Origin of the sequence: Streptomyces deccanensis, assembly GCF_022385335.1 — a bacterium.
Taxonomy (GTDB): domain Bacteria; phylum Actinomycetota; class Actinomycetes; order Streptomycetales; family Streptomycetaceae; genus Streptomyces; species Streptomyces deccanensis.
Map to the genome: position 1 here is coordinate 9,204,843 of NZ_CP092431.1, position 21,931 is coordinate 9,226,773.

25 protein-coding genes and 2 pseudogenes are annotated in these 21,931 nt (G+C 69.1%); 18 read left to right on the plus strand and 9 right to left on the minus strand.

Annotated features, from left to right (window positions below; all coding sequences use genetic code 11):
* The first annotated feature begins 76 nt into the window (after nt 1-76).
* Complete coding sequence (locus L3078_RS40500) at nt 77-760, plus strand: TetR/AcrR family transcriptional regulator (RefSeq protein WP_239759202.1); 684 nt, start codon at nt 77-79, stop codon at nt 758-760.
* A gap of 33 nt (nt 761-793) precedes the next feature.
* On the opposite strand, the gene L3078_RS40505 is transcribed toward L3078_RS40500, so the two are convergent.
* From L3078_RS40505 to L3078_RS40515, 3 genes are all read right to left on the minus strand, one after another.
* Nucleotides 794-1,690, minus strand: a complete 897-nt coding sequence (locus L3078_RS40505; protein ID WP_239759203.1) for a short-chain dehydrogenase/reductase — start codon at nt 1,688-1,690, stop codon at nt 794-796.
* Nucleotides 1,691-1,780: 90 nt separating this feature from the next.
* Complete coding sequence (locus tag L3078_RS40510) at nt 1,781-2,275, minus strand: MarR family winged helix-turn-helix transcriptional regulator (protein WP_239759204.1); 495 nt, start codon at nt 2,273-2,275, stop codon at nt 1,781-1,783.
* Between the two features lie 144 nt (nt 2,276-2,419).
* Entirely contained in the window at nt 2,420-3,646 is a 1,227-nt protein-coding gene (locus tag L3078_RS40515) for an acyl-CoA dehydrogenase family protein (RefSeq protein ID WP_239759205.1), read from the minus strand.
* A gap of 63 nt (nt 3,647-3,709) precedes the next feature.
* On the opposite strand from L3078_RS40515, the gene L3078_RS40520 reads away from it, so the two are divergent.
* The 7 genes from L3078_RS40520 (at nt 3,710) to L3078_RS40550 (ending at nt 9,408) form a co-directional block, all read left to right on the plus strand.
* A complete protein-coding gene (locus L3078_RS40520; protein WP_239759206.1) occupies nt 3,710-4,537 on the plus strand; it encodes an SDR family oxidoreductase in 828 nt (275 codons plus the stop codon).
* Between the two features lie 317 nt (nt 4,538-4,854).
* Nucleotides 4,855-5,274 carry a hypothetical protein gene (locus L3078_RS40525; RefSeq protein ID WP_239759207.1) on the plus strand — a complete coding sequence of 140 codons (420 nt, stop codon included), beginning with the start codon at nt 4,855-4,857 and terminating at the stop codon, nt 5,272-5,274.
* 162 nt (nt 5,275-5,436) lie between these two features.
* Nucleotides 5,437-6,381 (plus strand): RNA-binding protein, encoded by a 945-nt coding sequence (locus tag L3078_RS40530; RefSeq protein WP_239759208.1) that lies wholly within the window; start codon nt 5,437-5,439, stop codon nt 6,379-6,381.
* A gap of 309 nt (nt 6,382-6,690) precedes the next feature.
* On the plus strand, nt 6,691-7,602 hold the full coding sequence (locus L3078_RS40535; protein ID WP_239759209.1) for an alpha/beta hydrolase: 912 nt from the start codon (nt 6,691-6,693) through the stop codon (nt 7,600-7,602).
* Nucleotides 7,603-7,638: 36 nt separating this feature from the next.
* Nucleotides 7,639-8,238: a flavodoxin family protein gene (locus L3078_RS40540; protein ID WP_239759210.1), complete on the plus strand. Its 600-nt coding sequence runs from the start codon at nt 7,639-7,641 to the stop codon at nt 8,236-8,238.
* A 54-nt stretch (nt 8,239-8,292) separates the two neighbouring features.
* Nucleotides 8,293-8,685: a nuclear transport factor 2 family protein gene (locus L3078_RS40545; protein ID WP_239759211.1), complete on the plus strand. Its 393-nt coding sequence runs from the start codon at nt 8,293-8,295 to the stop codon at nt 8,683-8,685.
* A 24-nt stretch (nt 8,686-8,709) separates the two neighbouring features.
* A complete protein-coding gene (locus L3078_RS40550) occupies nt 8,710-9,408 on the plus strand; it encodes a type 1 glutamine amidotransferase domain-containing protein (protein WP_239759212.1) in 699 nt (232 codons plus the stop codon).
* Here L3078_RS40550 and L3078_RS40555 read toward each other — a convergent pair.
* Nucleotides 9,401-9,556: a hypothetical protein gene (locus L3078_RS40555; protein WP_239759213.1), complete on the minus strand. Its 156-nt coding sequence runs from the start codon at nt 9,554-9,556 to the stop codon at nt 9,401-9,403. The genes L3078_RS40550 and L3078_RS40555 overlap by 8 nt on opposite strands.
* Before the next feature lie 249 nt (nt 9,557-9,805).
* Here L3078_RS40555 and L3078_RS40560 point away from each other — a divergent pair, with 249 nt between their 5' ends.
* Entirely contained in the window at nt 9,806-10,675 is an 870-nt protein-coding gene (locus L3078_RS40560; RefSeq protein ID WP_239759214.1) for a helix-turn-helix domain-containing protein, read from the plus strand.
* Between the two features lie 55 nt (nt 10,676-10,730).
* Here the strand turns inward: L3078_RS40560 and L3078_RS40565 are convergent, their stop codons facing one another.
* Nucleotides 10,731-11,597, minus strand: a complete 867-nt coding sequence (locus L3078_RS40565) for a helix-turn-helix domain-containing protein (RefSeq protein ID WP_239759215.1) — start codon at nt 11,595-11,597, stop codon at nt 10,731-10,733.
* A gap of 163 nt (nt 11,598-11,760) precedes the next feature.
* Here L3078_RS40565 and L3078_RS40570 point away from each other — a divergent pair, with 163 nt between their 5' ends.
* The 6 genes from L3078_RS40570 (at nt 11,761) to L3078_RS40595 (ending at nt 17,241) form a co-directional block, all read left to right on the plus strand.
* A complete protein-coding gene (locus tag L3078_RS40570) occupies nt 11,761-12,093 on the plus strand; it encodes a carboxymuconolactone decarboxylase family protein (RefSeq protein WP_239759216.1) in 333 nt (110 codons plus the stop codon).
* Nucleotides 12,094-12,161: 68 nt separating this feature from the next.
* Entirely contained in the window at nt 12,162-13,178 is a 1,017-nt protein-coding gene (locus tag L3078_RS40575; protein ID WP_239759217.1) for a zinc-dependent alcohol dehydrogenase family protein, read from the plus strand.
* Between the two features lie 10 nt (nt 13,179-13,188).
* Entirely contained in the window at nt 13,189-13,560 is a 372-nt protein-coding gene (locus tag L3078_RS40580; RefSeq protein ID WP_239759218.1) for a DUF2255 family protein, read from the plus strand.
* Nucleotides 13,561-13,627: 67 nt separating this feature from the next.
* On the plus strand, nt 13,628-15,214 hold the full coding sequence (locus L3078_RS40585; protein ID WP_239759219.1) for a Na+/H+ antiporter: 1,587 nt from the start codon (nt 13,628-13,630) through the stop codon (nt 15,212-15,214).
* Between the two features lie 56 nt (nt 15,215-15,270).
* Nucleotides 15,271-16,233 carry an amidohydrolase family protein gene (locus L3078_RS40590; protein ID WP_239759220.1) on the plus strand — a complete coding sequence of 321 codons (963 nt, stop codon included), beginning with the start codon at nt 15,271-15,273 and terminating at the stop codon, nt 16,231-16,233.
* Between the two features lie 21 nt (nt 16,234-16,254).
* Nucleotides 16,255-17,241: an aldo/keto reductase gene (locus L3078_RS40595; protein WP_239759221.1), complete on the plus strand. Its 987-nt coding sequence runs from the start codon at nt 16,255-16,257 to the stop codon at nt 17,239-17,241.
* Nucleotides 17,242-17,274: 33 nt separating this feature from the next.
* On the opposite strand, the pseudogene L3078_RS40600 reads toward L3078_RS40595, so the two are convergent.
* Both L3078_RS40600 and L3078_RS40605 read right to left on the minus strand, forming a co-directional pair.
* A pseudogene (locus tag L3078_RS40600) lies at nt 17,275-18,077 on the minus strand (PLP-dependent cysteine synthase family protein).
* Nucleotides 18,078-18,081: 4 nt separating this feature from the next.
* Complete coding sequence (locus L3078_RS40605) at nt 18,082-18,489, minus strand: CTP synthase (RefSeq protein WP_239759222.1); 408 nt, start codon at nt 18,487-18,489, stop codon at nt 18,082-18,084.
* 245 nt (nt 18,490-18,734) lie between these two features.
* Between L3078_RS40605 and L3078_RS40610 the strand changes: the two are divergent.
* Both L3078_RS40610 and L3078_RS40615 read left to right on the plus strand, forming a co-directional pair.
* Nucleotides 18,735-19,010 (plus strand): annotated as a pseudogene (locus L3078_RS40610) (thioredoxin domain-containing protein); the annotation flags it as partial.
* 258 nt (nt 19,011-19,268) lie between these two features.
* Nucleotides 19,269-19,766: a hypothetical protein gene (locus tag L3078_RS40615; protein ID WP_239759223.1), complete on the plus strand. Its 498-nt coding sequence runs from the start codon at nt 19,269-19,271 to the stop codon at nt 19,764-19,766.
* 318 nt (nt 19,767-20,084) lie between these two features.
* Here L3078_RS40615 and L3078_RS40620 read toward each other — a convergent pair whose 3' ends face one another.
* Nucleotides 20,085-20,492, minus strand: coding sequence for a RidA family protein (locus L3078_RS40620; RefSeq protein WP_239759224.1), 408 nt, complete (start codon nt 20,490-20,492; stop codon nt 20,085-20,087).
* 99 nt (nt 20,493-20,591) lie between these two features.
* On the opposite strand from L3078_RS40620, the gene L3078_RS40625 reads away from it, so the two are divergent.
* Entirely contained in the window at nt 20,592-20,978 is a 387-nt protein-coding gene (locus L3078_RS40625) for a winged helix-turn-helix transcriptional regulator (RefSeq protein ID WP_239759225.1), read from the plus strand.
* Between the two features lie 59 nt (nt 20,979-21,037).
* On the opposite strand, the gene L3078_RS40630 is transcribed toward L3078_RS40625, so the two are convergent.
* A complete protein-coding gene (locus L3078_RS40630; RefSeq protein ID WP_239759226.1) occupies nt 21,038-21,931 on the minus strand; it encodes a geranyl diphosphate 2-C-methyltransferase in 894 nt (297 codons plus the stop codon).

Below are 21,931 nucleotides of genomic sequence, written 5' to 3' on the forward strand. Positions count from 1 at the left end.
GAGATGTGTACTATTGCCGTGAAGAATTACATAACCAAGTTATTTCCGATGTGTCAACGGTGGAGGGGTACGGGACATGGCAGGGCGGGCGAAGGTCGAGGACGCACCGGAACGACTTGTGCGGGCGGCCATCGGCTTGCTGGCCGAACAGGGTCCGTCGGCCTTGAAGGCGCGCGCGGTGGCTTCCGCGAGCGGACTGTCGACGATGGTGGTCTACAGCCACTTCGGCGGGATCCCCGAGCTGATGAGCGCTGTCGCCGACCACGGGTTCAGGGAACTCGGCGCGGCGTTCGCCCGGGTGCCGGTGACGGAGGACCCGATCGCGGATCTCTTCGCCATGGCTCTGACCTGCCGTCGGCAGGCCCGTGAGAACCCGCACCTCTACGACCTGATGTTCGGACTGTCCACCCGGGCGACGTACCGGCCTCTGCCGGACACGGACCGTCGCCTGAGCGGGCGTTCCCCGGCCTTTCAGGAAGCCCACGCTCATGTCACCGCGGCGTGCGAACGGCTGGTGCGATTGGGCAGGGTCGAGCGACAGGAACCCGAAGCCATCGCCGCCCAGCTGTGGAGTTACGTGCATGGTTACATCACCCTCGAACTGGCTGAGCACTTCGCGGAGTTCGACGACGCCGTGGCCCAGGTGCTCCTGCCGCTGGGTGTGAACTTCTGTGTCGGACTGGGCGACCGGCGGGAACGTGCCGAGGCCTCCCACGCGGCCGGCGTGCGCCTGTACGACTCGATCGTTCAAGGCGGCTGAAATGCCGGGTGGCTGGGCTCTGCCCCGTCGCGGCTAGGACGCCCTGGGCTCTTCGGCAGGGGCATCCGTGCCCGGCGTGAGCTGGTCGTGCCTCCCCAGCGCCGCGACCTCCCGTTCGAGGGACGGAACCGCCCGGGCCGCGAAACGCCTCGCCCAGGGCCAGGCCGGCGGTGAATTCAGCAGCGCCTTGGCCCAGTTGGCCACGACGACCGCGCGCGGGACGTACACGCGGCTGCGCCGGCGTACGAGTCCGTCGACGATCGCGGCGGCCGCCCGGTCTGCGCTCGTGGTGACATTGCCCGGATAGGGCAGCCGCGTGCGCAGATCCTGGAACGAGGGGAGGTCCGCCTCGGCGCCGCGCACGAGGTCCGTGTCGATCCAGGAGGGGTGGACCACGCCGACCGTGACCCCGAGGTGGGCCACCTCCTGCCGGTAGGTCAGGGCGAGCAATTCGGCCCCGGCCTTGCTCGCGCCGTAGGAGGCCATCGCGGCCAGCGGCATGAACGACAGCGCGGACGCGACGACCAGCACGTGGCCCCGGCTGCGCTCCAGATGCGGCGTCGCGTACTTCAGGGTGCGGAACACACCGTTCAGGTTGATGTCCAGCACCCGCTCGAACGATGCCTCGTCCGTCTGCCGCACCGTCCCGTACGCCACGACGCCGGCGTTGGCGACGACGAGGTCGATGCCGCCCATGACCTCGGCGGCCTCGTCGATCGCCGACCGTAGGGCGGCCCCGTCGCGTACGTCGGCCTCACGCCACGAAGCGGTGGGACCCAGCTCGTCGGCGAGGGCGCGCAACCGGTCGGCTTCGAGACCGATCACGGTCACCCGGGCCCCTCGGGCGGCGGCCAGGCGGGCCACCTTCTCGCCGATGCCGCGTGCCGCTCCGGTGACAACCAGCTTCCTGCCCAGCAAGTCACGTTTCATGGCGGAAACATAACTTCGTTATCGATGGAGCACAAGAGACTTGTCGCACCTGTCTGCCGTTCGGTTACGGGGGGCTGGAGCGGATGCCTGTCAGGCCCTTTTCGCGCCGCTCTGCTCGCGTACGGCGTCGAACATGGCGGTGAGAGCGGGGCTCTCGGCGAGGCTGCACAGCAGGGTGTGCAGCGTGTGCCGTTCGGGGGAGCCCAGGTCGGCGAGGATGTCGTGGTCGAGGCCCGCGAGCGTGCGGTTGAGGACGGCCAGGACCTCGCGCCCCTCGTCGGTGATGTCCACGGCGTAGCGACGCCGGTCCTGCGGATCGCGTGTCCGCTCGGCGTAACCGGCCCGCTCCAGGTCGTCGAGGCTCGTCACCATCGTCGCCGGGTCGATGCGCAGGAACGAGCCGAGCGCCAGCTGCGGCATGGCACCGTTGTCGGCCAGGGCCTGGAGGACGCTGTAGTGGCGCACCCGCAGGCCGGTACCGCTGATGCCGTCCTCGGCGATCCTGAAGGCCACCTGCCCGAGCTTGACCAGCAGGCAGATGGTGTGTTCGGCCACTGTCCCCGGTACCAGCGGAGCCTCGGACATCGTTTATCCCGCCCATGGTTGGTTCTGCGTACGGTCCGCGTCCATCGTACGAGAAGGCCCGGGGTGGCCTGACCGGGCGGCGATTTCGGTGCGCGGGGCGGGGCCCGTACGCCGGCGGCGGTCGTCGCTCCGTGGGCGTCGCTCTCAACCGGTGATGGTCCGGCCGAAGATCTGCCGGGCGATGACCCACTTCTGTATCTCGTTGGTGCCCTCGTAGATCTCGCCGATCTTGCTGTCCCGGTAGATCGCCTCGACGGGTCCGGGGCTGCCGTCGGCGCCCAGTTCGCGGGCGAAGCCGAGGCCTCCGAATGCCTGGACGGCGTCGCGCGCCATGTCCACCGACAGCTTCGTGGCGTAGTACTTCGCCATCGCGGCCTCGGGTTCCGGGGACGGATCGCCGGCGTCCAGGCGCAGGGCGGCCTTGGTGACGAGGGTGCGGGCGTTGTCGATCTCGGTGGCCCGCTCGGCGAGCAGGAACTGCCAGTGCTGGTTGGCGGCCACCGGCCTGCCGAAGGCGTGTCGCGTCGACAGGTGGGCCACGGTGTGGTCGAAGGCGGCCTGCGCCATGCCGACCCCGGCGGACGCGATGCCGATCCGGCCGTACGTCAGTGTGGACAGCGCGTGGCGCAGCCCGTGTCCCTCGGTGCCGCCGAGGAGGTAGTCGTCGGACAGGTGGACGTCCTTGAAGTGGATGTCCGCGGTGAGCTGGCCACGGTTGCCCATCTTGCGGTCGGCGAGACCGACGTGAACGCCCGGCAGCGCCGTGTCGACGATGAACATGCTCAGCCGCTCGCCGGTGCGGGCGAGTACCACCACGAACCCGGCCACGGGCGAGTTGGAGATCCACCGCTTGTGGCCGTTCAGCACCCAGCCGGCCTGGGTGCGTACGGCCTCGGTCCGAACGGCCTGCGGAGACAGGTCGCTGGAGGCGTCCGGCTCGGTGGTGGCGAACGCGCCGACCACCGAACCCTGCGCGACCCTGGGCAGCCAGCGCTGCCGCTGCTCCTCGGTGCCCTGCCGCAGGGCGTTGCCCGCCAGGATGCAGTGCACGTCGAAGACGGCCGCGACGCTGCTGGAGTAGTAGGCCAGTTCCTCGATCGCCGCGGCGGTGGCGGCGGCCGGGTGGATCAGGCCGTCGCCGCCGACCTCGACGGGGAAGGGGATCCGGAGGACCTCGGCCGACGCGAGTGCGTCGAACACCTGGCGGGGGAAACCGTCGGTGCGCTCGTCGCCGTTCGCGATCGCCGCGGCGTGCGGAGCCACCTCTCGCTCCGCGACGCGGCGCACGGCGGCGCGTACGGACTGGGTCTCTTTGGGGGCGAGGAGCTCGTGGTAGAGCCGGTCGCTCTGGCGTACGGGAGTGGAAGTCATGCGCGGACCATATCATTCGTACCGCGTATTATTAGTTCACCAATCGACTTTGGAGGTTCGACCATGACACGGACGCTGACGGGCAAGACCGTTCTGATGTCGGGAGGCAGCCGAGGCATCGGACTCGCCATCGCCCTGCGCGCGGCCCGCGACGGGGCGAACGTCGTGATGCTCGCCAAGACCGCCGTACCGCACCCCAAGCTCGAAGGCACGGTCCACACCGCCATCGAGGAGGTCCAGCGCGCGGGCGGCAAGGGGCTGGCCGTCGTCGGCGACGTCCGCAACGAGGACGACGTGCACACCGCCGTCGACGCCGCCGTCAGCGCCTTCGGTGGCATCGACATCGTGGTGAACAACGCCAGTGCGATCGACCTGTCGTCGTCGGAGCGGCTGGAGATGAAGCGCTACGACCTGATGCAGGACATCAACACGCGGGGCACGTTCCTGCTGAGCAGGGCCGCGATCCCGCACCTGCGGGAAGCGGACAACCCGCACATCCTCACCCTCTCGCCACCGCTGAACCTCGCGCCGCACTGGGTGGGCAAGCATCTCGGCTACACGCTGTCGAAGTACGGCATGAGCCTGTGCACCATCGGCCTCGCCGAGGAACTCGCCACCGACGGCATCGCCGCCAACTCGCTGTGGCCCCGAACCCTGATCGACACCGCCGCCGTGCGCAACGTGGTCGGCGGCGCCGGACAGGCCCGCAGCCCGCAGATCATGGCCGACGCCGCGTACGCCGTCCTCACGCGTGACGCGCGCGAGTGCACCGCCAACCTGTTCATCGACGACGAGGTGCTGCTCGCCGAAGGCGTCACCGACCTGTCCGTCTACAGCCCGGCCGGCTTCGAGGGCGACCTCGCGCTCGACATATTCGTCGATCCGGCCTGATCCTCCTCGGGTTCGAGGCGTGGGGGCCCTGTCTCCTTGGTCGGCGAAACGACCTGGACTTGATGCGGGTCGTCGGCAGACGCGCGTGTCCCGGACACCGCGGTGGAGGACTGGTTGGTGGGCGGGGAGACGGTGCTTCCGGTGCCCCGGGGCGGAGGCCGCGCTGTCCCGAGCGGCGGTTCACGAACCGCCGGTGCATGGTCGGAAGTCGAACTGCCCCGCCCGCACTCACCGATCGGCCTCGCCCCCCGAGCCCTGAGCTTGGCGTTTGCCCCGCAGGGGTTGAACGGAACACGCACCTGTAGCGTCTGAGATTCATGAAGGTATCGCGCCATTTCGCAGTCTTGCTTCTGAGTGCCGGTTTGCTGCTCTCAGGGTGCTCGTCACCGTTCGACGAGCGGGGTGACGACTCCTCCGGCCCAACCCTGCCCGCCCGTACCGTCGTCGAGGGCAAGTGGCAGAAAGGGCCGGCAGATCCCGAGCAGCACAAGCCGTACCCGTACGACATCTATACGCATTGTGGGATCAAGTGGGTGAAGTTCGGTGGCCGTTGGTGGGTCTTGGACTCCGTGTTCCTCGGCGCTGAGCAGGTCAAGGGGGAGCCGCGCTCACAAGCAAGCCAGAGGCTCGCCGGCTACATGACACTGATCGGTCCGGATACCGCCAATTTCGACGCCGCCGGGATGCCCACGATGCAATTCGTACCGACCGAGGATGAACCGGGGGGCTGTGCCTAGGAATTTTCGTCGGCGGTAGGGTCAGGCACCGCGGACGTCCACCAGGAGGCACTTCAACGCGTCGCTGGAATCGCCGCCGCGACCGAGGCGCCTTCCCCCGGCATATGGAATCGGGACCGGTATCTAAGCTGGGCTCTCCTTCCGCCCCGTCCGAGGAGTAGCGTGCCGCCGGCCTTCGTCCACCGGATCACCAAATACGACCCCGCCGACCGCGACGAGCACGGCCACTACACCGGGGTCGAAAGCACGGTCAGCGACCATGGGCCTGTCGAAGCGGCGTACCTGGCGGCGGTCGCCGCCTTCGCGGAGGCATCGGACATCGACCGGCTGGAGATCCGCGAGCCCGCGGTCACCGGCTTCGTCCACTTCGGTGGGGAGCCGCCGGCTGAGGGGCACGGCCTCGGCGGGCTCTTCCCGCCCGACCTCACCGGCTACCACGACGGGGCCGAGGTCCCTCTTCCGGTCGCCCTGGAACTGGTCCGGGCCATGCTCCGCGACCAAGGCGCTTGGTGCCGACTGGAGGTGGGGGATTCGTTCACCGTGCATGTCGGGTGGGACCAGTACGTGTACGTGGGCAGTGACCGGCCCTGTGCGGACGCCGTGGCCCGTACGCGGGAACTCGGCCTCTTCCCGGAACCGCTCACTGCCTCGCCCTATGCGGCCGAGGCCGACGAAGCGGAAGTGACGGAGCCGGCGGACGAGCACTTCTGGATACGCGTGCACTCCGCGCTGGCCTCACGGCATGCCTTGCTCCTTGAGGAAAGCCACGTTCGCAACGCCGCACGCTGGCACCGCATCACACCGGAGAACCTCGACACCGTGCGCGCCGGTCTCGGCCCGCGCGCCCTGCTGACCGTCTGGCCCGACCTGACCCCGGACGTCGGCGCCGTCCTCGCCGCATTGCCCCCGGAGGAGTCCATCATCTTCGTCTGGGAGGCGCAGGACGGGACGATCAGCCACGCGATCGTCGACGACACCGACTACCAGGCGCTCAGCGCCCACGTGGCCGATGCCCGCGCCGCCTGCGCCCTGCCCCTCGCCGAACACCACCCGCTGTTCTGTGCTGCTCTCCCGGACAGCGACGGCGTACTGCGCGCCCGGTGGTGACCCGGCTCGCGCGCCGGGCGAGCCTGCAGACGCTGTGCGCCGAAGTCGCAATCCGGCGACTCCTGGCAACGGGCCACCCCACGTCGACGCACCCGCCACGCGCTGAACTGGTCCCGCCGGCGCCGCCGGCACCACCTCAGAACAGACTCTGAACGGCGGCGATAACGCGCTGCGAGCGTCTGCCCGGTCATTCATATCCAGGGGACGTTTTCTTCCCCCCATGGCGTGTGGACATCACCTCGACACCGGCGAATCATGGTGTGCGGACCGCCAATCGGCGGAACAGGGGCGAAAAAGGGGACAGGTCCCATGGTCGAGTCCGTTTCATTCAGGAACAAAGAAATAGAAATCGCGGGCCACCTGCACCTGCCAGACGACTTCGACGAAGAAAAGAAGTACCCGGCTCTGGTCGGAATTCACCCGGCCGGTGGCGTGAAGGAGCAGACCATCGGCCAGTACGCGAAGCGGCTGGCTGCCCAGGGATTTGTCACCGTGGTCTACGACTCCACTTACCAGGGAGAAAGCGGCGGCGAACCGCGTCTGCTGGAAGACCCGACGGCCAGAGTGGAGGACGCCCGCTGCGCGGCGGACTTCCTCACCACCCTCCCGTACGTCGACACCGAGCGGATGGGCGTCTTCGGTATCTGCGCCGGCGGCGGCTACGCGATCAGCGTGGCGCAGACCGAACGCCGCTTCAAGGCGGTCGCCACCGTCAGCGCGGCCCCGATGGGGGAGGGTTCGCGGGGCTTCCTGGGGCACATGTCCCCGGTGGCCGAGCAGATCAAGACCCTGGAGATCGTCGCCCAGCAGCGCACGGCGGAGGCGCGAGGAGCAGCACCCGCCTACGCTCCCTTCGTCCCGGAGACGCTGGAGGAGATCGACGACAACACGCCGGACCTCCTGCGTGAGGGATACGACTACTACCGGACTCCTCGTGGCCGGCATCCGAATTCCAAGGGCCGTTTCCTGCTGACCAGCATGGACAAGATGTACGCCTTCTCGGCGTTCGACCAGATCCCGGAACTGCTGACCCAGCCGCTGCTTCTCATCGCGGGAAGCAAGGCGGACACGAAGGTTTTCAGCGACCAGGCGTACGAGCTTTCCAACGGCCCGAAGGAACTGTTCGTGGTCGACGGTGCGACGCACATCGCCCTGTACGACGTTCCCGAGTACATGGATCAGGCGATCACCAAGATGGTGAAGTTCTTCGCCGTTCTTTAGGCCCGCCGAGGAAATCATTCAAGGAGAACCACCACCATGTCCCATCCCGGTCGGCCCATCGTCGCCGTCGCCTTTCATTCGGGCTACGGCCATACGGCCGTCATCGCCGAAGCCGTGGCGCGTGGTGCCGCTGAAGCCGGCGCCGAGGTCGTCTCGATCTCCGTCGACACCATCACCGACGAGCAGTGGGCCCAGCTGGACGCCGCCGACGCGATCATCTTCGGCGCCGCCACGTACATGGGCACCGCCTCCGCCGCCTTCCACGCCTTCGCCCAGGCCAGCAGCAAGCGGTGGTTCCCGCACGCGTGGGTGGACAAGCTCGCCGCGGGCTTCACCAACTCCGGTGCGAAGAGCGGCGACAAGTCGTCCACGCTGGGCTACTTCGCCACCCTCGCTGCCCAGCACGGCATGCATTGGATCAGTCTGGGTCTGCTGCCGGGATGGGACTCCACCAAGGGCAGCGAGGACGACATCAACCGGCTGGGCTTCTTCCTGGGCGCCGGTGCGCAGAGCCCGACCGACGCCGGCCCCGAGGCGGTCCACACGTCGGACATCGCCACCGCGGAGCACCTCGGCGCGCGCGTCGCACGCCAGGCCGCGATCTTCCGCGCGGGGCTGGCCGCCCTCGCTGCCTGATCACAGGAACCTTCGCCGCTTTCCGCTTCATCCACGCCCCGCAAGGAGTACGCCTTGTCCGATTCCCCCAGCCTCGCCCTCATCCGGCGGGTCTACGAGTCCCGAATGGCACCCGAGGTCACCAAGGAGGTGATGGCCGCGGACTTCGTCTGGGACATCACCCCCGGCTTCCCGAACAGCGGTGTCTACCACGGCTGGGACAGCGTGGCCACGGACTTCTTCGGCAGGACGATGCCGAACTACGAGTCCTTCGGCGCGGTGCCCGAGGAGTTCTACGCGGACGACGAAGGCCACGTCTTCGTCTACGGCCGCTACCACGCGGAGACGAAGACCGGGAACACGGCCGACGTGCGCTTCCTGCACCTGTGGACCGTCCGCGACGGCCAGGCCGTACGGATGCGCCAGATCGCCGACAGCCACGTCCTCCAGGAAGCCCTCAAGGGCTGATCCTCCCCTCATCAGGAGCTCCCCATGGCGAAGATCCTCTTCGTGATCACCGCGTCCGACCACTGGACGCTGGCCGACGGCACCCGCCAGCCGGCCGGCTTCTGGGCCGAGGAGGCCCTCGGCCCGTACCAGGTCTTCAAGGAGGCCGGATACGAGATCGCGGCCGCGACACCGGGCGGAGTGCCGCCCACGGCTGACGCCCTCAGCCTCACCCCCGACTTCAACGGCGGCGAGGAAGGCGCCGAGCGCATGCGGACCGCGCTGAGGGAGGCCACCGAGCTGGCGCATCCGATGCGTATCGAGGACGTGGACATCGACGACTACGTGGCCGTCTTCTATCCCGGCGGCTGGGGTCCCATGGAGGACCTGCCCGACGACGCCGCCTCCGGCAGGCTGCTCACCGACTGGCTCGCCTCCGGCAAGCCGGTCTCCCTGGTCTGCCATGGACCTGCGGCGTTGCTCGCGACGATCGGCCCCGACGGCACGTCCCCCTTCTCCGGCTACCGCATGACCGGCCTCTCCAATGCCGAGGAGAAGCAGAACGGTCTCGCGGACCGCGCGAAGTGGCTGCTCCAGGACCGCCTCGTGGGCGAACTCAAGGCCGACTACCGGGAGGCCGACCCCTTCACCCCGCACGTCCAGGTCGACCGCACCCTCTACACCGGCCAGAACCCCTACTCGGCCGTCCCTCTCGCCCAGGAACTGGTCAAAGCACTCAGCTGACGGGCTGACGCAAGCGCGGTCCTGATCCGGCAGCCTCGGCGAACGAGCGCGGCCAGTACATCGCGCCCTCGCCCCGGTCGTCGGCCAGATGCCGCCGAGGACGTCGCAGCCCGTCCCTGGTCTTCGCTGCCCGTCGTTTGTCGATCATGCCCCCGCTCCGCACCGTGTCGCCAACCCCCACACCGCCATCGAGATCCGGGGAACCGCCGAGATGGTGACGGCGCCATCCAGGAGCCGACGGGGCCCGGACTCGGCCCGGTGCACGCGCGTGCACCGGGGCCACCGGACATTGCAGGCTGGACCACGGCCTCAAGAGGAACGTCGCCCTCTGGCCGATCAGCCAGGGGAGGAATCCGTACCCCCCACAAGATGCCGCGTCTGTGCCAGGCTGAAAGCCATGAACCGCAACCCTCATCTGAACGAACTGGGTGCGTTCCTCAAGGCGCGCCGCGCTGAGCTCACCCCCTCCGATGTCGGCCTCCGGGGCGGGCAGCGACGGCGTGTGAAGGGGCTGCGCCGTGAGGAGGTGGCACTCCTCGCCGCGATCAGCACCGAGTACTACACCCGGATCGAACAGGGTCGGCTCCAGGCATCGGCCCCCCTCCTCGACGAGATCGCCCAGGCGCTGCAACTGAACGACGCCCAGCGGGCCTATCTCTTCGACCTCGCGGCGAAGGAGAGGGTGCGTCCGTCCGCGTACCGCGAGCGCCAGCAGGTCGACCCGCAGCTGCAGCGCATGCTCGACGACCTCAGCGCCTCCCCGGCCTTCGTCATCGGGCGGTGCACCGACATCCTCGGCTGGAACCAGCTCGCCGCCGCCCTGTGGACCGACTTCGGACGCTACTCCGAGCAGGAGAGGGTATTCGTCCGGCTGCTGTTCACCGAACCCTGGATGCGCGAGCTGTACGTCGACTGGGAAGAGGTCACCCGGCTGGCCATCGCCCAACTGCGCATGGAGAGCGCACGCTACCCCGACGACCAGCCGCTGACCGCGCTGGTCGAGGAACTCTCCGCCCGTGACGCGCAGTTCCGGCAGTGGTGGACCGAACACGATGTCGCCGTGCGGGGCAAGGGCGTCAAGAAGCTGCGTCACCCGGTGGTGGGCGAGTTGACGCTCGACTGGAACACGCTCACCTGCGGCACGGACCCGGACCAGCACATCATCGTGTGGAACGCCGAACCCGGCACCCCCTCCCACGACGGGCTGCGCCTGCTGGCGTCCTGGACCGCCGATCAAGAACCGACGGCGTCCGACGCGGCTACCTGAGCCTTCTCCCAAGGTCGGGCCCCTACGGTCGGCCCCGAACGCACCGCGCGCGGATTCAGGCTGACGCGTCCTGGGCCGGCTGGTCCGGATCGGTGATCCACGACGCCAGGAGGACAAGCGCGTCATGCGACGGGGTCCCGGGTTCGGCGGTGGCGATCAGCAGTTTCTGTGCGGGGTCGGCGGCGCACGTCAGGCTGTCCCAGTCCAGGGTGAGGTCACCGGCGACCGGGTGGCGCAGCCGCTTCGTGCCCATCCGCAGGCCGTTCATCTGGCGGCCTGCCCACCATTGCCGGAAATCGGCGTCGGCCACCGACAACTCGCCGACGAGTGCGGCAAGTTCGGTGTCGCCGGAGTGCCGTGCGGCCTCCAGGCGCAGCTGGGTCACACAGGTCCGGGCGTTGGTCCTCCAGTCGAGGCAGAGCTCCCGGAAGGCGGGGTCGGTGAACATCAGCCGCGCGTAGTTGCGCTGCTTCGCGGGGATCCTGTCGAAGTCGGTGAGCACAGCGGCTGCCAGAGGGTTCCAGGCGAGGATGTCCAGGTGTCGGCCGATGACGAGTGCGGGGGTCGTGGCCAGCTCGTCCAGAAGGCGTCTGAGCTGCGGGTGAGCCCTCTGCGCCGGTCGACGGCGCGACGCGCGGGTGCCTTCCGCCGCCAGCTCGAACAGGTGGTCCCGCTGGTGATCGGACAGGTGCAGGACATGGGCGAGCCTGGCCAGCACTGACGTGGACGGCTGAATGCGGCCCTGTTCCAGCCGTGTGTAGTAGTCGGCGCTGATGGTGGCGAGCAGGGCGACCTCCTCCCTGCGCAACCCGGGCACACGTCGGCCACCGGTGTCGGGCAGACCCACGGTGCGCGGGGTCAATTCGGCCCTCCGCGCCTTGAGGAATTCTCCCAGCTCGTTCGGTCGCGCGTAGCCGGTCATGTCGCCAGTGTGGCAGCACCCGGCCGCCGGGAGGGGGGTAAGGATTTCTCCCCTGGATAAGCGTTTACCCGAATGGAATTCTCCCCTTTGCGGGTTCCCGGGAAAGTGACAAATTCGGTGCCTCGCACACCCCCCACCCGAATCCACGCAGGAGCACCACCTCATGTCGGAACGGAAGAAGTTCGCGCCGCCTGCCATCCAGGAATTCGCCCCCAAACTCGCCGAGGTGACCGACACCGTCCTCTTCGGCGACATCTGGGAGCGGCCGGGCCTGTCTCCGCGCGATCGCAGCCTCGTCACCGTCACCGCGCTGGCCTCCCTGTACCGGACCGACCAACTCGACTTCCACCTCGGCAAGGCCCTGGAGAACGGTGTCACCAAGGACGAGCTGATCGAGGTCATCACCCATCTGGCCTTCTACACCGGATGGCCGAACGCCATGACCGCGATGACACAGCTCAAGGAGATCGTGGAGAAGACGGAGCAGTCGGGCTGACGCCTGAGGGACGCGCCCACGCACCCGCTCGACGGCACGACAGACACGAAGAGAGCTGGAAAGGCACGATGCGAGCAACCATCATCCACGCGCCGGGTGACATCCGGGTGGAGAACGCCCCCGAGCCGACCGTCATGGCTCCGACGGACGCGGTCGTCCGCACCGTCGCCGCCTGCGTCTGCGGCTCCGACCTGTGGAGCTACCGGGGCGTCCTGCCGGTCGCCGGGCCACAGCCGATCGGCCACGAGTACGTCGGCGTCGTCGAGGAGGTCGGCAGCGACGTATCGACCGTCAGGCCCGGGCAGTTCGTCATCGGTTCCTTCGTGGCGTCCGACAACACCTGCCCCAACTGCCGGGCCGGCTACCAGACCTCCTGCCGGCACGCGCAGTGGGTGAACGGCGCCCAGGCCGAGTACGTCCGCATCCCGCTCGCCGACGGCACTTTGGTCGCCACCCCGGAGCAGCCGGACGAGGAGCTGATCCCGAGCCTGCTGACCCTGTCCGACGTCATGGGCACCGGCTGGTACGCCGCCAGGGCCGCCGAGGTCAGGCCCGGTTCGACGGCCGTGGTCGTCGGTGACGGCGCGGTGGGTCTGTCCGGGGTCATCGCCGCGAAGGAGCTGGGCGCCGAGCGGATCATCGCCATGAGCCGGCACGAGTCCCGGCAGAAGCTGGCCCTGGAGTTCGGCGCCACCGACATCGTCACCGAGCGGGGTGAGGAAGGTGTCGCCCGCGTCAAGGAGCTGACGGACGGTGTGGGCGCCGACTCCGTCCTCGAGTGCGTCGGCACGCAGGAGTCGATGCGCCAGGGCCTGCGGGCCGCGCGCCCGGGCGGCAACGTCGGCTTCGTCGGCTTCCCGCACGGTACGCAGATCGACGGCCAGGAACTCTTCTTCTCCCACGTCGGCCTGCGCGGTGGCCCCGCTCCGGTGCGGGCCTACCTTCCCGACCTGATCGACCGCGTCTTCGACGGTCGTATCGACCCGGGCAAGGTCTTCGACCTCACCCTGTCCCTGGACCAGGCAGCCGAGGGTTACCAGGCGATGGACGAGCGCCGCGCCATCAAGACGCTGCTGCGTCCGTGAGGTGGCTGCCATGAATCCCTGGACAGGCGACGAGCTCGAGCGCATCGCCGAGGCGGACGAACTGGAGATGGCCCCGCTCCGGCGTGACGGCACACTGCGCGCACCGGTGCCGATCTGGGTGGTCCGCGACGGCGACGACCTGTACGTCCGCTCCTTCCGCGGCGCGGCGGGCGGCTGGTGGCGTACCGCCGTCGCGACCCACGCGGGCCATGTCCGCTCGGGCGGGGTCGACAGGGACGTCACGTTCGCCGAGGTGCCGGACCTGGGGATCAACGACCGCGTCGACGCGGCGTACCGGAGCAAGTACGGCCGTTTCGGCGGGGCGTACGTCGATCCCATGGTGGCGGCGCGTGGCACGACGCTGCGGCTGCTGCCCAGATGACCCGGAAGACCCCCGCCGATTCGGCTGAGCCGTCACCGCCGGCCGGCCCCGCACCGGAGTAAGCGTCATGATCGGTCTCGAACTCGTCGTCGTCCTGGGGGCGGCGGTGCTGGCGGGCAACTTCCTGGGACAGCGCTTCCGCGTCGCCCCGCCTGTCGTCCTCCTGGTCCTGGGCGCCCTCATCGGACTCGTCCCGGCCGTCCGCCAGACCCAACTCCCGCCCGAAGTGGTGTTGTTGCTCTTCCTCCCCGTCCTGCTGTACTGGGAGAGCCTGACCACGTCGATGCGGGAGATCCGGACGAACCTGCGTGGCATCGTCCTGCTCAGCACCGTGCTGGTGATCCTCACCGCGGGGGCGGTCGCGGTCGCCGGGCACGCGCTCGGGTTGCCGTGGGGACCGGCGTGGGCCCTGGGCGCGGCTGTCGCGCCCACCGACGCCACAGCGGTGAGCGCACTGGCGGGTTCCCTGCCCCGCCGTCAGATCACGGTCCTGCGCGCGGAGAGCCTCGTCAACGACGGCACCGCACTGGTGATCTTCGGTCTGGCGGTCGGTATCACCGTGGGGGAGGAGCACCTCACCCTTCCGCACGTGGGCGGGCTGTTCCTGCTGGCGTACGGCGGTGGGGCCGCGGTCGGCGTCGTGGTCGCCTGGGTCAACATGAACCTGCGCCGCCGACTGGACGATCCCCTGCTCGGCAATCTGGTCATGATCCTCGCGCCGTTCACGGCGTATCTGCTGGCCGAGTTGATCCACGCCTCCGGCGTCCTCGCGGTCGTGGTGAGCGGCCTGATCATGGCCCAGGTGGCGCCCAGTCTCATCCGGGCCGAGCACCGCCGCCAGGCACTGGCCTTCTGGCCGTTGGCCACGTTCATCATCAACGGCGCCCTGTTCGTCCTGGTGGGAGTGGAACTGCAGTACGCGCTGCACCACCTGAGCAGGACCGACCTCCAGGACGCCCTCGTCGCGATCGGGGCGGTCAGCGCGGTCCTCGTCGCGGTACGGTTCGCGTTCCTGTTCTCCTCCGCCTACCTGATCCGCGCGGTCGACCGGCGTCCCGAGCAGCGCTCGCGCAGGATGAGCGACCGGGCACGGGTGGTCAGCGGGCTCGCGGGGTTCCGGGGCGCGGTGTCCCTGGCCGTGGCCCTGTCGGTGCCCGAGGCCCTCGACTCCGGAACGCCCTTCCCCGACCGGGACTTCATCGTCTTCGTCACCTCCGGCGTCATCGTGGTGACCCTCGTGGTGCAGGGTCTGCTGCTGCCGGCCGTGGTGCGCTGGGCCCGACTGCCTCGCGACACCTCCGTCGACGAGGAGCAGATCCTCGCCGAGACCACGGCGACCGAGGAAGCCATCGAGGCGCTGCCCCGGCTCGCGGCCGAACTGGGCACCACCCCCAAGGTCATGGAGTGGCTGCGTCAGGAGTACGAGGCCAATCTGGCGACCGTACGAGCCAGGGGCGCGGGCACGGACGACGATCCCGCCCTGCTCCACAACCGCCACTACACGGACCTCCGCCTCGCCCTCATCTCCACCAAACGCGCGGCCGTCGTCCGTCTGAGGGACGAGGCGCGGATCGACGACACCGTGCTCCGCCGACTCCAGGCCGCCCTGGACGCCGAAGAAGTCCGGCTGGCCGGAGGCGAGCAGGCGGAGTAGAGGCAGCAACCACCTGGCCGCCACGTCGCACGCCCACCAGAAGGAAGCCCGCCGCCATGACCTCCGGCCTCATCGACGTCCACGCCCACCACCTGCCCGACTTCTACGTCGAGCAGGCGACCGCGGCGGGCCACGCCCATCCCGACGGCATGGGCGGCTGGCCGTCGTGGTCCGTGCGCGACCATCTGGAGCTGATGGACCGCAACGGCATCGAGACCGCGATGCTCTCCCTGTCCTCTCCCGGCGTGCACTTCGGCGACGACAAGGCGGCCCGCCTCCTCGCCCGGCGCGTCAACGAGTACACCGCCGAACTGGCACGCGACCACCGCGGCCGCTTCGGCACCTTCGTGTCGCTTCCACTGCCGGACGTGGACGGCGCGTTGGAGGAGATCACCTTCGCCTTCGACCAACTGGGCGCCGACGGCGTGGCGTTGCTGACGCACACCGACGGTGTGTACCTGGGCGACGCCCGCCTGGAGCCGGTGTTCGCGGAGCTGGACCGCCGCAAGGCCGTCGTCTTCCTGCATCCCACCTCCCCCGTGTGCTGGGAGCAGTCCGCTCTGGGCAGGCCGCGTCCGATGGTCGAGTACATCTTCGACACGGCCCGCACCGTCACGGACCTGGTGATGGCGGGCGTCCTGACCCGTCATCCCGGGCTGCGGGTGATCGTGCCCCACTGCGGTGGCGCGGTTCCCGTCCTGGCCGACCGCATCGACGAGTTCATGCGGCTGTTCCTGCCCCCGGGGACGCTCCCCGCCCAGGACGCGGTGCGGCAACTACAGGGCCTGTACTACGACATGGCGGGCACGGCGTTCCCTCGCCAGGTCCCCGCACTGCTGAAGCTCGTCGATCCGGAACGCGTGCTCTTCGGCAGCGACTACTGCTGGACTCCGCCGCCCCTTGCCGACGCCCACATCGCGGCGATCGACGCGGCCGACCCGCCGGCCGAAGGTGCCACATGGCGCTCACTCACGACAGCCAACGCCTTGCGCCTGTTCCCGCAGATCCCGCCCCACTGAAACATGCACAAGGAGGAAGAAATGCACACGCGCAGCCTCGGACGCGACCTGCGGGTCTCCGCCATCGGCCTCGGCGCCATGGGCATGTCCCAGAGCTACGGTCCCAATCCCGGCGACCGGAGCGACATGATCGCCGTGCTCCGTGGAGCCGTCGATCTGGGGGTCACGTTCTTCGACACCGCGGAGGTGTACGGCCCCTACGTCAACGAGGAACTTGTCGGAGAGGCCCTGGCCCCGGTACGTGACCAGGTGGTCATCGCCACCAAGTTCGGCTTCCGCATCGAGAACGGTGCGTCCGTCGGACTGAACAGCCGACCCGAGCAGATCCGCTCCGTCGCGACGGCCTCCCTCGAACGGCTCGGGGTCGAGAGGCTCGACCTGTTCTACCAGCATCGCGTCGACCCGGACGTGCCCATCGAGGACGTCGCGGGCACGGTGGGCGAACTCGTACAGGAGGGCAAGGTCCGCTGCTTCGGGCTCTCCGAGGCCAGTGCGCAGACCATCCGGCGCGCCCACGCCGTCCACCCGGTGACAGCGGTGCAGAGCGAGTACTCGCTGTGGACCCGGGACCCCGAGCCCGAGGTACTGCCGACGTGCACGGCACTCGGCATCGGATTCGTGCCCTTCAGCCCGCTGGGCAAGGGGTTCCTGACAGGGGCGGTGGACGCCTCGACACCGTTCGCCTCCGACGACGTACGCACCACCATCCCGCGGTTCACTGCCGAGAACCGTGCGGCGAACCAGGCACTGGTCGAGCACGTCGCCACCCTCGCGCAGGCGAAGGACGCCACACCGGGGCAGGTGGCCCTCGCCTGGCTGCTCGCCCAGCACCCATCGATCGTGCCCATCCCCGGAACCCGGCGCACCACCCGCATCGAGGAGAACGCCGGCGCCACACGCGTTCCACTCTCCGCAGACGACCTGTCGGACCTCAACGAACTCGCGGGACGGATCGGGGTCAAGGGAGACCGCTACAACGAGCACCACATGTCGCTGCTGGACAAGTAGGGGACGCGCACGCCGGCCTCGCTGCTGGATGGCTTACCCGAAGAGGCCGCTGCTCAGGTACTTGTAGCCGGAGTCGGGTGCCAGCGTGACGACGGCTGCCTCGCGCGGCAGTCGGGCCGCGAGGCGCAGCGCCCCGTACACGTTGGCGCCGCCTGAGACGCCGGTGAAGATGCCTTCCTCCTCGGCCAGGCGGGACGTTGTCGCAAACGCGTCGTCGTCGCTGATGAGGTCGACCGCGTCGACGGCGTCCATGTCGAACAGCGGTGGGGCGAAGCCGCTCCAGCCCTGCATCGCGAAGACGCCCCGGGTGCCGGCGGTGATACCGGGCGATCCGGCCGGCTCCAGGCCGACGATTCGGGGGCGCGGGTCGCGCCGACGGATCGCTGCGGCCACACCGAGAAGTAGTGGCCGGGTTGTCGGGCGAGGTCTGCCGCGCGGGCGCGCATCGCGTCGACGTCGGTCGGCGTGACCGTACCGGGTGCGACGGCGGCGTCGAGCACCTCCACGTCGGCGCCGAGTGCCCGCATCAGCCGCCGCGGCTCGTCGCTGAAGCAGGCCGACGTGACGATCTTGAGCCGGTACCCCTTGACCGCGCAGACCAGCGCGAGCCCCGGGCCGGTGCTGCCGCCGGTGTACTCGACGACCGTCATCCCCGGGACGAGCCTGCCGTCACGTTCGGCTCCCTCGACCATCGCCAACGCCAGCCGGTCCTTCATGGCGCCAGTCGGGTTGAGGTATTCGAGCTTCACCAGCACCCGGGCACCGGTCGAGGGCGCGAGGTGCCGCAGTTCCACGAGCGGCGTGTTGCCGATCGCGGCCAGCGTTCCTGGTCGCATCGCCCTACCCTCTGCCGGTTGCGGCAGGCACGGTGGCCCGGCCCGCAGCGTGTGCGACAGCGGCGTGGGCGAAGGCCCGCACCATCGGATGGCACCCTCCGTCGTCAACGGCGAGTTCGGGTGGGAAGAGCGTGCCGTACCCGCAGTGGTGGCGCTCCATGATCGCGCCCACGCCGAGCGCGCCGGTCCCGCTGCGGTACGGGCTGCCGGGCAGCAGCCAGATGGCGTCTAACCGGTCCAGCGTGGTGGCGTGCGCCTCCTCGGTCGGTACCCAGTAGGCGTCCAAGGCGAATTTGTCGCGTCGCCGCAGGCTGTCCAGCAGGACGGCTGTCCGCGTGTGGGACCGCACGTGCGGCGAACGGTCGCCCACGAGTGCCACCTTCGCTGTATGCGTCTCGTCGGTGCTCTCCATGAACTCATCGTGCGCAGCCCGCAGTTATTAGTCCAACGAGAAATCATCGTTCCACTATCAGAGATACTTATGACCATGGGTGGCAACTTCCTGGGCACCGTCGTGGCCGTAGCCGATGAAGGGGCCGTGGGGCAGCAACTCCCAGCGCTTGCCAGGCCACTCATCGCTGTACGCACCGAACTGCAGCGCTCGATGCCGCGATTGACAATCGCCGTAAGAACCCATGGGCCCGTGTCGGTGTCCTCGCGGCCGCCGCACTTCTGCTGGTGTTCCTCGCGCTCGCCGGCCTGAACTCACCTCTGATCTTCCCGAGGTCGATCGGTGCGCAGGAGGCACAACGCCGCAGCGTGGACGACGGCCGACCGGTCGTCTTCTGGCGGCCGGGGTGCAAGTACTGCGTACGACTGCGCATCCGGATGGGCCGCGGCGCCCGCCAGTCGCACTGGGTCGACATCTGGCGCGACCCGACAGGAGCGGCAGAGGTGAGAGCCCGAATGGGTGCGCGATCAGCTCTCCCTTCCGCGTGATCAGAAGCCGCGGTCTACGGGGAAGCACCCGCAGACACAAGCGCGCAGAGGTCAAGAGACAAGCTGAGCGACTTACACACGCCGATGCACCATGGAGCCCGGCCATGTCGCGCCGCAGGACGTCGCTGCCGACGAGGTGGGGATCGGGCGGTGGCGCAGTCAGCGGGTAGGACTGCGGCTCAGGGCGTGGTGTCGCTCTGTGGAGGTTTATCGGAGTGCGCAGAGGGGCCCGGGAGTGCCACAGTCGCTGTCGTGACCTTGATGGACGTGCTCGTCGACTTCGCCCGTACCGGCCGGATCGGGCCGCTGCACTGCGGGATGCCCTTGGCCGAGGCCGAGGACCTCCTTGGGCCGGGGCGTCCGCACCCGGCCATCGTCATGAAGGGGCCCGACATCGACGGCTACCCCTACTCCTGGGACGGACTGAGGCTGGACGTCACCCGGCGGCGGGTCAGCGGCCTCTGCATCGACCTCCAGCCCGGCTCCACCACCAAACTCCCCCCGCTCGTCCTGCCCGCATCGACGACCTACGAGGCCACGGTCCAGCGCGAGGAACTCATCACGGCCCTCGACGACGCGGGCTGCGGGCACGACGTCAACGGCGTCCTCACGTTCGGGCAGCAGTCGAGCATCCTCACCCGGCCCGCCGGCGTGTGCGCGGTCTTCAGCCTCCCGGGCCGGGACAACCACGTTCCACACCGCGACCGGCATTACATGTGCGTCATGCACAAGCACGCCGACCTCGTCTGATTCTCCCGCTCACGAAGTGAGTTGTTGAGCGGCGACGTCGGCTCCGCCCTCGGCCGGGGCGCCGTCGCTTGTGCCCCGGCTTATGAGCCGTCAGCAGCTCCAGGGCCGGGCGGGTGCCCTGATCGGTCACCTCCAGTGCCCCGCCGCCGTGTCCGTGACCATCGCCGGATCGCGCACGGGCGTTAGGTTCGGCAGCCGGGCCCCGCCCGGTAACGCGCGGGCCGCCTCCACCAGCAGCCGTGTCTTGCCCACGCCACTCGTACCGGTCAGCGTTACGCGAGGTCGTCACCGCGCAGCACGCCGCAGCCGGCGCCCCCTTCAGTCGAGGATCGCCGTGGCCTCGATCTCGACCAGATGCTCGGGTACGTCCAGTGCCGCCACGCCGATCAGTGTGGCCGGTGGTGTTGCGGTGACGCCGAGCTTCGCGGCTGCCCGGGAGATGCCGTCCAAGAGCAGGGGCATCTTGTCGGGCGTCCAGTCGACGACGTAGACGGTCAGCTTCGCGACGTCTTCGAACGATCCGCCCGCGCCGGCCAGGGCGGTGCCGACGTTGAGGTAGCAGCGCTCGACCTGGGCGGCCAGGTCGCCCTCGCCGACCGTGACGCCGTCGGCGTCCCAGGCGACCTGGCCGGCGATGAAGACGGTTCTCGTACCGGATGCGATCGCCACCTGCCGGTAGATGTCGGTCTTCGGCAGTCCGTCGGGGTTCAGCAGGGTGATGGCCATGGGGATACAGCTCCTCGTGCTCTCTTGTGGTTACTCGGAAACCGTAGGAGAGTGAGCGCTGACATGGAAGAACGCACTTTCTGGTGACTGGGGAACCCGATGGTGACCAAGCAGGTCGAGGGCTCGGCCAAGGACGAAGCCGATGTGAGGCGGGCGGATTCCCTCGCGCGGGAGATCTTCACGGACATCGCCAACAAGTGGGCCCTGTTGATCATCGAGGCGGTGGGCGAGCGCACCCTGCGCTTCACCGAGCTGCGGGGCGAGATCGAGGGCATCAGCCACAAGATGCTCACGCAGAACCTGCGCCTGCTGGAGCGCAACGGCCTGGTCGAGCGCACCGTGTATCCGACCGTGCCGCCACGCGTCGAGTACACGCTCACCGAGCCGGGCCGGGCCCTGCGCGCGACCGTCGACGCCATGTGCGACTGGACCCACCGCTATCTGGGCGCCATCGAGACCGCCCGCCACCGCTTCGATACGACCTGACGCCGAAGCCACGGGGCCGGGACGGGCATGGTGTGCCGCCCGGCCCCGCGAGGTCGGGGTCAGACGCGGTCGGCCGCGATCAGGACGTACTGGAAGGAGCCGTCCCGGTACGACTCGATGAACGCCTCCTCGATCCCGGTGACCAGCGAGGACGTGGCCCGCAGCTCCCAGTAGGGCAGCGTCTCCGCGGTGAGGTCGACGATGGTGTGCGGCACCAGCCGGTTGTCGGCCATGGCCCGCAGATACTCGCGACGGGAGTGGATGTTGCACTCGAAGTGGGCGTTGATCTGGGAGACCCACTTCGACGGCTGCCCGTAACGGGGGTTCCAGCAACCGGTGATGGTCACGTACCGCCCGCCCGCCTTCAGGAAGCGGGAGTGCTCGGCGAACAGGTCGTGGAGGTCGACGTACATGGTCGACTCGTTGTTCCACGACGCCGCGATGCTGCCCTTGTCGAAGGGGGTGTCGAGCATGTTGCACACGCGGGAGCGGACGTGGTCGTCCACGCGCAGTTCTCGCGCGCGCCTGTTGCCGAAGTCGGCCTGCGTGGCGGACAGGGTGACGCCCTCGACCTTGGACCCGAAGCGCTGGTGGGCCATGATCATGGACCCGCCGCGCCCGCAACCGGCGTCGACGAGGGTGTCGTCGGGGCCGACGGAGCCGAGGTGGTCCAGCAGGAACTCCGCCTGCGCCGACTCCAGCCGGTGCAGCTCCGCGATCAGCTTCTTCTCGTACGCGCTGTCGGCCGGGTCGCCGAGCGCGGCGTGGTCCACGGCGCCGATGCCGTAGTGGTGGTGGTAGAGCCCGTCCACGTCGCCGAGGCGGAGGTTGACGGGTCGTGCCTCGTTGTTCCAGTAGCGGGCGATGTCCTCCTGGTACGGCGATGCCGGGGCCGGGATCTTCGGGGTGGTCGCAGCGGTGGCCGTGGCGGGGGCGGTCGTTTCAGTGGTCAT